The following is a 12,462-nucleotide window of genomic DNA, read 5'->3' as shown; positions in this document are numbered from 1 at the left end:
ACGGCGCCGAGGGCAGCCACCACGCGGCTGCCGACCGGCCCGCGGACGAACCCGTTTGGCCGCCCATCATGCCTTGAGGAGTTTGTTCTTATCCTCAAGCTCCCGACCAGTGACCTCGGGCATCTTGGTCTTCACGAACCAGAAGGACAACGCGGCGAAGACGGCAAAGCCGCCGTACACAAAGCCCAGTCCGACGGCGGCGCTGAGGATCGGGAACAACAAGGTGACGACGAAGTTGAAGATCCAGTTGACCATCGCGGTCAGCCCAAGGGCCAGGGTCCGGATGCGGTTCGGGAAGATCTCGCCCAGAACCACCCACATCACCGGTCCCCACGTAGCCGCGAAAAAGATCACGAAAATGTTGGCACCGACCAAGGCGACCGCGCCCCAAGGTGCGGGAAGGGAGACATTGTTTCCGCTGCCGGTGGCCTGCGAGAATGACACGGCCGCCGCGAGAAGGCCGAGGAACATACCGGCGGAACCGGCCAGCAGGAGCCTGGTGCGGCCCACCTTATCTACGAAAAAGATGGCCACAAAGGTCAAGGCGACGTTAATAACCGCGGTAATGACCGACGTCGTAAATGAGTCCTTTTCGCTGAAACCGACCGATTGCCACAAGGTGTTCGAGTAGTAGAAGATCGCATTGATGCCAACCAGTTGCTGCAGCGCCGCAACCGCCATGCCGACCCACAGGACCGGTTGCAGTCCCAGTTTTGGTCCGCGCAGTTCCCGGAAGCTGGTTTTTTCCTCGCGCTCAAAACTGTCGCGGATTTCCTCAATGCGGGCATCGGGATCCCGGGAGCCAACCACGCTGGCGATGACTTTGCGTGCCTCATCGACTCTGCCGACACGGATCAGATATTGCGGGGATTCGGGAATGCCGAGGGACAGTGCGCCATAAACCGCTGCCGGCAGAACGCCCACCAGCAGCATCCAGCGCCAGGCCGACAGACCCAGCCAGAACTGGCCCAAGGCGCCACCGGCAGAATCGGCCAGAAAGGCATCCGAGAGCAGTGCCAGAAAAATACCCGAGGTGATGGCGAGCTGCTGCAAGGATCCCAGCGCCCCACGCATTCGCGCCGGCGCCACTTCAGCAATATATGCCGGGGCAATCACTGACGCGGTTCCGATTGCCAGACCGCCGATGAAACGCCAGATCATCAGATCCCAGGCGGCGAAGGAGAGGCCTGCGCCAAGCGAGCTGGCAATGAAGAGGACCGCGGCCAGCACCATCACTTTTTTGCGGCCCCAGAGATCCGCCAACTGGCCCGCGAACCAGGCACCGGCGGCACACCCGAGTAGCGTAACCGCCACGACAAAACCTAGCACCGCGGGGTCCAAGGCAAATTCCGCCCGGATGGCCTCGTTGGCACCGTTAATCACCGCCGTGTCGAACCCGAACAACAGCCCGCCCAGAGCCGCCGCTATGGTCACACCGATAATCTTTCCCCGTTTTGGTGTTGCGCCGTGCTGTTCGGAACTCATGCTCTCTCCTCTGCTGGTCCAGGCTTTAGGATAAAGACTTGGCCTTCTGCTGTCGGGAATTCCGCCGGATGTCCACTGAAACTACCAGCATACTGACTGACGTGGGGCACGCCACGGCTCGTAACCATCAGAGGAAGATTCTTGAGCTCGCACGTCCATCCGGGGGACGCTCTCTCCCGCCGGCAAAAACTGGTCTACGTTCTGATTCTTGGCATGCTCACGGCGCTGGGTCCGTTCACCGTGGATCTCTACCTGCCGGCATTCCCGATTCTCGAACATGACCTCAATGCCAGCGCCGCGGCTATCCAGCTCACACTGACAGCGACCACCCTGGGATTTGCACTAGGCCAGCTGGTGGTCGGTCCCTTCAGCGACAAGTTCGGGCGCCGGATGCCACTCATCCTGGCCACTGCTGTTCATGTGCTTGCATCAGTGGGGGCTGCGTTGTCCACGGACATCACTATGCTGGGGGTTTTCCGCGTGCTTCAGGGCGTCGGAGCGGCTGGCGGCGGTGTCGTCGCGATGGCGATGGTCCGGGACCTGTTCAGCGGCTACCCGTTGGTCCGCATGCTGTCACGGCTTGCCCTGGTGAACGGTATGGCTCCCATACTGGCGCCGGTGATCGGTTCCCAGCTCCTGGGCCTCGTGGCGTGGCCGGGCATTTTTTGGTTCCTGACCGCATACGGATTTATTGTGCTGCTCGCGGCCTCCTTCTTCATCGTCGAAACACTGCCGGCTCAACAACGGCGCCGCTCCGGTGCCACGATGCGGCAGCGCTACCGCATCCTTTTCGCCGACCGGATCTTCGTGGGCACGCTGCTGGTCGGCGGACTGAATTTCGCGGGCCTGTTCACCTACCTTTCCGCATCTCCATTCCTCTTCCAGACGGTCTACAAATTTTCCCCGCAGGAGTACGGACTCCTCTTCGGAATTAACTCGTTAGGCATCGTTACCGGTGTGCAGGTCTCCGCGCGTTTGCTGCGTCGGCTCGGACCGCAATGGGTCATCGCCGCCGCCAGCGCGGTCCAACTGCTGATGGCTGCCCTGATTGTCATCTTCGATCAGCTGCAGCTGGGCCTGTGGGGCGTCATGCTGCCGCTGTGGTTCTACATCATGGCCACGGGCTTTGCCTTCCCCTGCATCCAGGTCCTGGGACTCTCCAAACACGGCGCCCAAGCCGGCACTGCAGCGTCGCTGCTGGGCGCTTCCACCTTCGGCTTCGCCGGACTCGTCTCCCCTCTGGTCGGACTGGTCGGCGTGGGCAGCGCAACCCCAATGGGGGCAGTTATGGCGGCCTGCATCGCGCTGTTGGTGCTGTCCCTATGGATTGTCATTAGACCGCGGACCGTACCTCCCCTATAGATGAACCTCACCGATGGGCCTGACGGCCGACCCACACTGATGGACCTGACGGCTCCAGGACAGTCGTGAGGGAACCCGGACCCAGCTGCCAGCCGTTGATCAATACGCGCCCCGATCCGGGACCGCATTGGCCATTCGAGGACGACACCGGGAGCATCAAGAAGCCGAACGGGCCATATTCCGCTGCGTCAGGTACTACTCCACCGAAAACCGGTGTTCCGTTTTGATTGGCGCCCACGTCCGCGCTGCCTCGCGCTAGCCGCTCCGGCCGATTCAGAACGTACAGCTCCACCTTCAGGTCAGAAGGGTGGTGGTGGTTCGGGGTTGTTGGGGTAGACGCGTCCGGTGGGTGAGGTGTGGATGAAGACGCCGGGGGTTGGTTGGGTGACGGTCCAGCCGGTGCCGGGGTCGTCTTTGAGGTGGTGATCGGCTGTGCATAGGGGGCCGAGGTTGGTGTCGCTGGTTTCGCCCAGGGGCAGGGGTGTGCCGTCGGGGGCGTAGGTCTGCCGGTGGTAGGGGATGGTGTGGTCGATGTCGCAGAGTCTTGCGGGTTTGTCGCAGCCGATGCCGCGGCAGGTTTTGTCCCGGTTGATGATCCAGCGGCGCAGGTCTGCCGCGGGTTCGTAGGCTGTCCGGCCGATGGAGAGGATGGTGCCGTTTTCGGGGTGGGTGAGGATCCTGAGCCAGGAGGTTGCCTGGCCGGCGAGTTCGCGGGCCTGGTCGGCGGGGATGGGGCCGTAGCCGTTGAGGTTGCCGGGGCGTTCGTCCAGTCCCATCAGGGTCAGGACGGGGACGGTGACGGCGATCTGGGCGGGTGCGTAGCGGGGGGCCTTCCGGCCCCGGCGGCCACGGGCGGTCTTCCCGGCGTTCCCGGTGTCGGTATCGTCGGTGCAGTCGCTGGTGTCGGTGTCGTCGGGGTCGGTGTCGCTGGTGTCGGTGTCGTCGCTGGTGCCGGTGTCGTCGGGGTCGGTGTGGTCGGGGTCCAGGGCGTTGTTGAAGAGGTCGACCATGACGTCGGCGCGGTATTCGTTGATCGCGCGGGAGGGTTTCCCGCCGGGGGTGGTGCCGGTGGAGGGTTCGCCTTCGTGTTGGGCGTGGTGGGCCCAGGCGTCGATGGTTTCGTAGAAGCGCCGGGCGTCCACGGCGGGGAGGAGTGCACCGATTTCGGCCATTCCGTCGGGTTGGGCGAAGAACCAGACGTCGCGGTGGGTGCGGGCGCGTTCGTGCCGGGCGGCGAGGGGTTCGGGGTCGAGTTTCTCCGCCGTTTCGCGGGCATGCCGTTCCAGGGCTTTGGGTGTCAGGGAGGGTGCGAGGGCGGTGATCGCGTCTTCGACCGGGCCCCAGAGTTCGGCCGGGGTGGTGCCGAGTCCGGAGAGGACGGCGTGGACGCGGGCCCGGTCCAGGAGGCCCTGCTCGTGCTGGGCGAGGGTGGCAGGGAGCATGCTGGTGAGGTAGTCGCTGTTGTCCAGGAGGCGCTGGGCGCTGTAGCGGCCGATGTGCAGGGCGGCACCGATTTCCGCTGCCGCGTACCGGGAGCGTTCGCTGATCCATTCGGACCGGGCCGGCACGGTGAAGCGCCGTGGTGTTTCGGCCGGCAGCGGGGGCCGTTCTGCGGCGAACGCGGCGACGGCCCGGGTCTGGATGGCCTGGGCCCAGGACACCATTTTCCCGGCTGCGGCGGCGTAGTCGAGCTTCTGGTCGGCATCACCGCCGGCGGGGTCGGTGAGCAGCAGAGCCTCGGCGGTCCGCAGCGGGTCCAGCCTGTCGGGGTCCTCTTCGCGGACCAGGCCCGCCAACAGGGCCCGGCAGACGGACTCAACCTGCAGGTCAGCGGGGCGCACATCCGGGGACGCCAGATCACTCTCTGGCAGCACCGGTGGCTGTACATCCGCCGGTTCCACGTCCGCCGGCTGCAGGCCCGGGTCCGGCAGGCCGGGGTCCGGCAGGCCACTGTCCGCCGGTGGCTGCAGGTCCGCGGGTTGCAGGCCCGGGTCCGGCACGTCGGTGTCCCGCAGGCCAGCGGCCGGCAGGTCAGTGTCGGTAAGTGGTTGCAGGTCCGTGGGCTGCACGTCGGGGTCCGGCAGGCCGGCGGCCGGCAGGTCAGTGTCCGTAAGTGGTTGCAGGTCCGTGGGCTGCACGTCGGGGTCCGGCACGTCGGCGGCCGGGTCGTCGATCGCACCGTCATTGACAACTCGGTTATCCGCCGCGGGGTTATCCGCCGCGGGGTTATCCGCCGCGGGGTTATCCGCCGCGGGGTTATCCGCGGCGGGGATGTTCAGGGCGGCGCTGTTCACCAGGGAGTGCCGGAGGTCCTCGTCGGTGACCGGACGGCTCGGGCCCCAGATCAGTTCCGGGAGAAAAGGGACCGCGGACCCCGCAGTCAGAGTGCCTTGGACGAGGCCGCGGCGGGCGTGTTCGGGCCTCCCGAGGTATTCCTCGAGGAGCGATTCGAAACTCTGTCCGCCGGCCATACTACTAGTATATTCGCAACAGCAAAAGATTACCATAGTTAGATCGAAGATATATTCTAAATTTCCCTCCTGCAGATGCTTCATCTTTCAGGGATGCCCGTCGGTTATCCCGGCTGCCAGCGTTGCCCCGACCCTCTCTCGGCCCTCAAAGGGCCTCTGGCTTGGTGGTCCCCCTATCGACTGTGTCGGCAGGGTACGTGCTAGCAGGGAAGTGGTGGCGTCTGGGGGTTTCATGGGGGCCTCTGCCACAGCTGATCGCTCCGCCAGCCGCGGCAGCATCGCCGTCGTCCTTGATTGGTAAGCTGTCGTCATGACCAATTCGGCTCCGTCCCGAAACGGCCGCGGCCTGTTCGTCGGCATCCTGCTTGGCGCCGTGCTAGGCCTCATTTTGGGCGGCTATTTCGGAAATAGGCTGATTCCCGCGCTGATCGGTGCCGTAGTTCTGGGCGCGGCAATGTACCGGATCAATCCCGGGCGCAAATAGGGCGGTCCCCTGTTCTAAGCAGCCGCGCCGGGATAAAATCTTTACATGCCTAAGAGGCAGGATCCCGAACCCCTTCCAGCCACGTGGCAGCGGTGTGATAACGGATTGTTGACCATGTGGTGGGATCGCTTGTGCGCACACTCCGGTCAGGAATCAGCGGCCTTGTATGCAGGCGGACTATTTGTTGAAGACCGGCGGCGGCCGATTGCACAGTGGTTTAACCCCGCGCTCGGTGCCGCCATGCTCGTGGCTCCGGAGACTTCCCCGGAGTGGCCGGTGCAGCGCTTTGGGATTTTCTATGCCCCGCCTGAGACCGGATTCGAGCGCGTGCATTCATCGCCCCATGAATGGCATCCGCGGGAGCCTCGACAGTCCCCCACCGAGCAGGAGGCGTTTCTGGCCGCAGTGGCCGAGGCGGAGCGCTTTTTGCAGGCGGAGATGAGCTTCGTCTGATTTCATTCTGCAGCCTCCGTTCTCCGGCCCAGTGAACGCCCTTTCTCTGCCGGGTTCATTTTCCGCGTGCGCAGCCGCAGCGTCCTCTTCCCCAAAGCGGTGATCCGCTTCGCCCCGGCCGCTGCGGCGATGAGCGCCGGTCCCTTCCGTCGGCGGCGGAAGGGGCCGGCAACCAGCCTGCGGTCGCCGTCGTCGTAATCTTCTGCTCCCACAAACCTGGCGTGATATCGGCATTCAGTGGGTGTCCACCATTTCGCGCGGAACGGCGAAGACGTCGACCGCTGCACCGGAGCGCAGCACGGTAATGGGCAGCGGGACGCCGATGGCGTCGGAGAAGAGCAGTTTCTGCAGGCTCTCAGCGCTGGCGACAGGGCGCCGGCCGGCGCTCAGCACCAGATCGCCGCCCTTGAGTCCGGCCTGGTCGGCAGGGGACCCGGGAATGACCTCGACGACGCGCAGCCCCTGCCGCTGCCCGGTTCGCAAGACCAGGCCCGCGTTCAACGAAACCGGCGTGCTGACCAGGCCGAGGTAGGCACGTCGGACCCGTCCGTCGGTCAGCAGCGCGGAAATAATCCGGCGGGTGGTGGCGTTTATGGGCACAGCCAGCCCAAGGCCGGCCCCAGCCACCGCCGTGTTGATCCCGACGATGCGGCCGCGGGTATCTGCCAGTGCGCCGCCGGAACTGCCCGGGTTGAGGGCAGCGTCCGTTTGAATGACGTCCTCGATCACCCGTCGGTTCGGCCCGGCCCAGGTGGGGATTGAACGCCCCAGACCGCTGACGACGCCGGCCGAAACGGAGCCCGCCAGGCCCAGCGGGTTGCCGACGGCAATGACCAGCTGGCCGACGCGAAGTGTTTCGGCATCGCCGAGCGTGGCGGGCGCCGGCGTCGCCGTCCAACCGCGGATGACGGCCAGATCGGACAACGCGTCCGATCCCACAATGTCGACCTCGGTGGCGGTGCCGTCGGCAAACACAGCCTGCCCGGCACGGGCCCCGGCGACGACATGCGCGTTCGTCAGCATGTAGCCGTCCGCGGTGAACACAACAGCCGAGCCGGCGCCGATCCGGACCTGCCCACCGCGCCCGCCGCCCGTCACCTCAATGGCCGCCACCTGCCCGGTCACAATTCCCGCGACCTGGATGACGGTCCGCGAATAGCTGTCGAGCGGGTCCTCATCATCGGGGGAACGAGCTGTATGGGTATTGGGAGTCGTGTTCACGGTGCACCTCCTGGGGATGCTGGTTACCTATAGACAACCGCACTTAGCGCCGTGCTAATCCGGCAAAAGCTACGCCCTCAGTGAACCAGGCTGGCCGGGACGAGGGCAGAGTGGCCAGCCGGGCTCCACCTTCGGCAGGCCCCGCCGGGGCGACAAATCGCGACAAAAGAAAAGAAGCCCCGACAGGCGTTTCCGCTGATCAGGGCCTCTTCGTGCCGCTCCCCCGGCTGGACTTGAACCAGCAACCCTTCGATTAACAGTCGAATGCTCTGCCAATTGAGCTACAGGGGAATGAAGCAGGTTCAAGAATAACAAAGGTTTACCGTAGCGCGAAATCGTCGGCGGCCGAGGGTCTACGGGGCCCTCCTGGCGGGGCTTGTCAGTCGCCTCGAAGGTTGCGCCTGCGGATTTCCAGCTCCATCAGTTCCCGCTGCAGCTGCTGGGAGGCGGTCGGGTCCGCGCCCGGGTCCATCCGCTGCAGGGCGCCCATCTTTTCTGCCTTGAGCCGGGTGATCTGCATTTCGAAGAGCCGCCGCATAATGTCCAGGCAGTAGTTGCGCAGGGTGTCCGCGTTGGTCGCCGGCAGGGGTGTGACGGCAAGCTCGGCGACAAGCGGGCGAAGTGGTTCGGGAAGTTCCTCCCGCACCTGCTCCAGCCACTGCGCCGGGGCGGTTCCCGCATCCCCGACCGCGCGAACGGCCTGATGCACCGCGCGGTAGGCGGGGACGGCAAATTCGGCCTCGGAAAAACGTGCCCAGTCGTCGGTGCTGAGCAGTCCGGGCTGCTGCAGGGCAACCTCCAGTGCTTCGCGCTCCATCCGGACCACCGGGTCTTTCGGATCCGGGCGCCCATACGTCGGCGCGGCCGGTTCGGTGCGTGCCTGGGTGGGTGTTCCCGGTGCCGCGGTCCGCGTCGGGGTGGGGCCGCGTTTGAGCGCGGTGTTGACCGCGCGCAGGACCTCGTTCGGATCGGCAATGCCGAGCCAGCCGGCCAGCTCCTGGCTGTACCCGGTCCGGGTGGAGCCGTCCCTGATGGCGGCGACTACCGGGGCGGAGGCGCGCAGTCCCTGGACCCGGCCCTCCACGGTGCTGAGATCGAATTTTGCGAGCGTGGAGCGGATCGCGAACTCGAAGAGCGGCCGCCGGGAGCGGATCAGCGAGTGCACAGCGTCGTCGCCCTTGCGCTGGCGGAGTTCACAGGGATCCGCGCCGGAGGGCTCGACGGCGACGTAGGTCTGGGCGACGAAGCGCTGGTCCTCGTCGAAGGCCTTCAGCGCCGCCTTCTGGCCGGCCGAGTCGCCGTCGAAGGTGAACACCACCTCGCCGCCGCTGCCGTCGTCGGAGAGCAGCCGGCGGGCAACCTTGATGTGGTCCGCGCCGAAGGCCGTGCCGCAGGTGGCCACGGCGGTGTCCACGCCGGCCAGATGGCAGGCCATGACGTCCGTGTAACCTTCGACGACGACGAGCTGGCGTTTCCTGGCGATGTTCCGTTTGGCCAGATCGATGCCGTAGAGCACGTTGGATTTTTTGTAGAGCACGGTTTCCGGCGTGTTCAGGTATTTGGGTCCCTGGTCCTCATCGAAGAGCCGTCGCGCGCCGAAGCCGATGGTGTCCCCGGCGATGTCGCGGATAGGCCAGATGAGCCGGCCACGGAAGCGGTCGTAGATTCGGTCCTGGCCGGATGCGGACGCGCCGCCGGAGAACATTCCGGTGAGTCTGAGCTCTTCTTCGGTGAACGCACGGCCACGGAGATGTTTGAGCAGGGAATCCCACCCCTGCGGGGCGAATCCCACGCCGAAGTGGTCCGCGGCGGAGCGTTCAAAGCCGCGTTCGGCCAAGAACCTGCGGCCGGTGGATCCCGCCGGGGTGAGCAGCTGTTCGCGGAAGTACTCGCCGGCAATCTTGTGCGCATCCAGCAGCCGTTGCCGCCGGCCCACTTCCTCGCGGCGCGGACCCGAGCCGCCGTCCTCATAATGCAGCTCAAAGCCAATCCTGGCCGCCAGCTTCTCCACCGTTTCACTGAAACTGCTGTGGTCCATTTTCTGCAGGAAGGCAATCACGTCGCCGCTCTCCTGACAGCCGAAACAGTGGAAGTACCCCATCTGCGGTCGGATGTGGAAGGACGGGCTGCGCTCATCGTGGAACGGACAAAGACCCTTAAAGGAACCTATTCCCGCGCTCTTGAGCGTGACGTAACCGTCGACCACCTCTTTGATATCCGTGCGTGAGCGGACCTCGTCAATATCTTCGCGTTTGATCAGCCCGGCCATGGGCCAAGTTTACGGGACCGCGCGGACGTTACTGTGTGCCGCCGTCGGCCCTGTGCTTAACGCTCCGGGAGTTCAGCACAGGAAATCACAGCAGGGTTCGGCGCACGCCCACCAGCCGCTCATGCAGGGCCAGCGCGGACACGTCAGTCAGCGACGCCACCTGATCCACCACCACGCGCAGCCGTGCGCCGTCGTCGGGCGCCTCCCGCCAGTCCGCGGCAAACATCGTCTCCAGATGCTGCGCACCGCTGGCGCTGAGCACGGCGACGAGTTCGTGGAGCACGTCCTGCTGGCGCTGGTAAATGGGCTGGCGGTGGTCGGTGGTCATCACGAAGGTGGTGGCCAGGCCCTTCATGACGGCGATTTCTGTCACGGTTTCTTCCGGCACAATGACGTCCGCTGCGTAGCGGGTCTGCGGTTGCGGGCCGTAGAGACCGCGGGTGGCCTCCAGCGCGCTCTGGCAGAACCGGCCGATCAGCTGGCTGGTCATATTTTTCAACGCAGCCATCGAGGCCCGGCTGCCATCGGCGTGCCGCACCCACACCGGGGTGGCCTCCAGCCGGCGCAGCGCCTCGTCGATTGCGGCCGGTTCGCTGTGCGGCAGGTACCACTGCTGGGTGTACCCGATCACGCGGCTGCGCTGGTCCGTATTGTCCAGCCATTTGAGCTGGAAATGGCCAGCCACGATGGCGTCCTCGACGTCGTGCACCGAGTAAGAAATGTCGTCCGCCAGGTCCATCACCTGGGCTTCAATGCACGCATGCGCCCGCGGAGCTCCGGCCCTGAGCCAGCCGAACACCGGTAGGTCATCCTGGTAGGCGCCGAATTTGCTGGTCCGCTGCCCGTGGATGGCGGGGGCGTCGGGCGCGGCCCAGGGGTATTTGCAGGCTGCGTCCAGGCTGGCCCTGCTCAGGTTCAGGCCGGCGGGGCGGCCGTTGGCGTCGAGGACCTTGGGTTCCAGCCGGGTCAGCAGCCGCAGGGTCTGCGCGTTGCCTTCAAAGCCGCCGATGGCGTGGGCAATGTCGTTGAGCGCGGATTCGCCGTTGTGGCCGAACGGCGGGTGGCCCAGATCGTGGGAGAGGCAGGCCGTGTCCACCACGTCCGGGTCACAGCCCAGGGCCCGGCCCAGGTCGCGGCCCACCTGCGCCACTTCGAGGCTGTGGGTAAGCCGGGTTCGGACAAAGTCGTCCGTGTCAGGGGCGACGACCTGGGTTTTAGCTCCCAGCCGGCGCAGCGCAGAGGAGTGCAGCACCCGCGCGCGGTCCCGTTCGAAGGGGGTGCGGTAGTTGCTCTTGGGCGCTTCCCGGACCCAGCGTTCGGCGTCCTGCTCCGTGTAGGCGCCGGGGACGGCGCCCTGCCCGTACTGGCCCTGCCCGTACTGGCCCTGCCCGTTCGGCGAGTTGGCCTCAGCCACCGGACACGTCCAGTTCCGCCGCACCGATGACGGCCTGCTGCGCCGGGCTGAGCGCGCGTTCATTCAGCCAGCCATCGGGCAGCGCCGTCCGTTTGGGCGTACCGGCGCGGCCGCGTGGCCCTTCAGCATCCGGCCCGGGATAGGCTGCGTCCCGGTCAAGTTGGTCCAGCAGCGAGCGCAGTACCTCAAGCGTGGGGACGGTGGAGAGCTTGGCGCGGAGTTCGCCGCCGACGACGTATCCCTTGAAATACCAGGCCATGTGCTTGCGGATGTCCCGCAGCGCCTTGTCCTCGTCCCCGAAGGTGTCGATCAGGAGCTGGGCGTGCCGATAGACGCTGTCCGAAACCTCGGCGAGGCCGGGCTTGTGCCGGCTTTCGCTGCCCTCAAAGGCGGCCATCAAGTCGCCGAACAGCCACGGGCGACCCTGGCAGCCGCGCCCGATGACGACGCCGTCGACGCCGGTCTCACGGACCATTCGGATCGCGTCCTCGGCACTCCAGATATCGCCATTGCCGAGCACCGGAATGTCCGGCAGCGACTCGCGCAGGCGGGCGATGGCGGACCAGTCGGCCTGGCCGGAATAGAACTGGGAAGCGGTGCGTCCGTGCAGGGCGACGGCGGCGACGCCACTGTCGCGCGCGATCCTGCCGGCTTCCAGATAGGTCAGGTGATCGTCGTCGATGCCCTTGCGCATCTTGATGGTCAGCGGGATGTTTCCCCTGCCGGCCTCACGGACGGCGGTGCGCACAATGGCGGTAAAGAGGGCCGTCTTCCAAGGCAGCGCAGCTCCCCCGCCCTTGCGGGTCACCTTTGCCACCGGGCAGCCGAAGTTCAGGTCAATATGGTCGGCGCGGTCTTCCTCGACCAGCATCCGGACGGCCTTGCCGACAGTGGCCGGGTCCACGCCGTAGAGCTGCACCGACCTGACCTTTTCGTCGTCGTCGTGCTTGATGATGCGCAGCGATTCCGGCGTACGCTCGACCAGCGCACGTGAGGTGACCATTTCGGAAACGTAGAGACCGCCGCCGTATTCCCGACAGAGCCGGCGGAACGCGGTATTGGTGATGCCTGCCATCGGTGCAAGCACGACGGGGGTGGGCACGGTTATGTTGCCCAGCTTCAGCGGTGGCAGCTCAAGTCTGGTGGAGCTGGCGGGCAGATCGGTAACAGTCACACAGCAATTCTCTCAAAGTCCCGCAAATCCTGCCCGCCCCCTCATCGAGGACGCAACTGGCACCTGCCCGGCTGGAAAACATCGGCGCGAAGTGCGACATCGATGGACCGATCCAAACCGATTGGGACA

9 protein-coding genes and 1 tRNA gene are annotated in these 12,462 nt (G+C 65.7%); 3 read left to right on the top strand and 7 right to left on the bottom strand.

What is annotated here, in order from left to right; all coding sequences use genetic code 11:
• Window positions 1-66: 66 nt before the first annotated feature.
• Window positions 67-1,485, bottom strand: coding sequence for a sugar porter family MFS transporter (locus ACLLJI_RS04865; protein ID WP_283561885.1), 1,419 nt, complete (start codon window positions 1,483-1,485; stop codon window positions 67-69).
• A 141-nt stretch (window positions 1,486-1,626) separates the two neighbouring features.
• Between ACLLJI_RS04865 and ACLLJI_RS04860 the strand changes: the two genes are divergently transcribed.
• On the top strand, window positions 1,627-2,847 hold the full coding sequence (locus ACLLJI_RS04860) for a multidrug effflux MFS transporter (protein ID WP_434618577.1): 1,221 nt from the start codon (window positions 1,627-1,629) through the stop codon (window positions 2,845-2,847).
• Window positions 2,848-3,146: 299 nt separating this feature from the next.
• Here ACLLJI_RS04860 and ACLLJI_RS04855 read toward each other — a convergent pair whose 3' ends face one another.
• Window positions 3,147-5,318: a DUF222 domain-containing protein gene (locus ACLLJI_RS04855; RefSeq protein ID WP_434618574.1), complete on the bottom strand. Its 2,172-nt coding sequence runs from the start codon at window positions 5,316-5,318 to the stop codon at window positions 3,147-3,149.
• 310 nt (window positions 5,319-5,628) lie between these two features.
• On the opposite strand from ACLLJI_RS04855, the gene ACLLJI_RS04850 reads away from it, so the two are divergent.
• A complete protein-coding gene (locus ACLLJI_RS04850; RefSeq protein WP_283561644.1) occupies window positions 5,629-5,802 on the top strand; it encodes a hypothetical protein in 174 nt (57 codons plus the stop codon).
• 45 nt (window positions 5,803-5,847) lie between these two features.
• The gene (locus ACLLJI_RS04845; RefSeq protein WP_283561643.1) at window positions 5,848-6,255 is read left to right on the top strand and encodes a hypothetical protein; all 408 of its coding nucleotides are present in this window, start codon (window positions 5,848-5,850) and stop codon (window positions 6,253-6,255) included.
• Between the two features lie 234 nt (window positions 6,256-6,489).
• On the opposite strand, the gene ACLLJI_RS04840 is transcribed toward ACLLJI_RS04845, so the two are convergent.
• From ACLLJI_RS04840 to dusB, 5 genes are all read right to left on the bottom strand, one after another.
• A complete protein-coding gene (locus tag ACLLJI_RS04840; protein ID WP_283561642.1) occupies window positions 6,490-7,476 on the bottom strand; it encodes a S1C family serine protease in 987 nt (328 codons plus the stop codon).
• A 218-nt stretch (window positions 7,477-7,694) separates the two neighbouring features.
• Window positions 7,695-7,767: transfer RNA gene (locus ACLLJI_RS04835), tRNA-Asn, on the bottom strand.
• Window positions 7,768-7,855: 88 nt separating this feature from the next.
• The gene (gene dnaG, locus ACLLJI_RS04830; protein ID WP_434618569.1) at window positions 7,856-9,745 is read right to left on the bottom strand and encodes a DNA primase; all 1,890 of its coding nucleotides are present in this window, start codon (window positions 9,743-9,745) and stop codon (window positions 7,856-7,858) included.
• A gap of 85 nt (window positions 9,746-9,830) precedes the next feature.
• Complete coding sequence (locus ACLLJI_RS04825; RefSeq protein ID WP_434618566.1) at window positions 9,831-11,222, bottom strand: deoxyguanosinetriphosphate triphosphohydrolase; 1,392 nt, start codon at window positions 11,220-11,222, stop codon at window positions 9,831-9,833.
• Window positions 11,152-12,333, bottom strand: a complete 1,182-nt coding sequence (gene dusB, locus ACLLJI_RS04820) for a tRNA dihydrouridine synthase DusB (RefSeq protein WP_434618563.1) — start codon at window positions 12,331-12,333, stop codon at window positions 11,152-11,154. The genes ACLLJI_RS04825 and dusB overlap by 71 nt, the downstream gene beginning before the upstream one ends.
• Window positions 12,334-12,462: the final 129 nt, after the last annotated feature.

The organism is Arthrobacter sp. A5, assembly GCF_051131705.1.
Taxonomy (GTDB): Bacteria; Actinomycetota; Actinomycetes; order Actinomycetales; family Micrococcaceae; genus Arthrobacter_M.
This window is presented reverse-complemented; position numbering and strand designations above follow the sequence as displayed.

What these genes read in the sequence shown, in the direction of transcription:
- ACLLJI_RS04865 (WP_283561885.1), bottom strand. Translation starts at nt 1,485, where the DNA reads ATGAGTTCCGAACAGCACGGCGCAACACCAAAACGGGGAAAGATTATC.
- ACLLJI_RS04855 (WP_434618574.1), bottom strand. Translation starts at nt 5,318, where the DNA reads ATGGCCGGCGGACAGAGTTTCGAATCGCTCCTCGAGGAATACCTCGGG.
- ACLLJI_RS04850 (WP_283561644.1), top strand. Translation starts at nt 5,629, where the DNA reads ATGACCAATTCGGCTCCGTCCCGAAACGGCCGCGGCCTGTTCGTCGGC.
- ACLLJI_RS04845 (WP_283561643.1), top strand. Translation starts at nt 5,848, where the DNA reads ATGCCTAAGAGGCAGGATCCCGAACCCCTTCCAGCCACGTGGCAGCGG.
- dnaG (WP_434618569.1), bottom strand. Translation starts at nt 9,745, where the DNA reads ATGGCCGGGCTGATCAAACGCGAAGATATTGACGAGGTCCGCTCACGC.
- ACLLJI_RS04825 (WP_434618566.1), bottom strand. Translation starts at nt 11,222, where the DNA reads ATGAACGCGCGCTCAGCCCGGCGCAGCAGGCCGTCATCGGTGCGGCGG.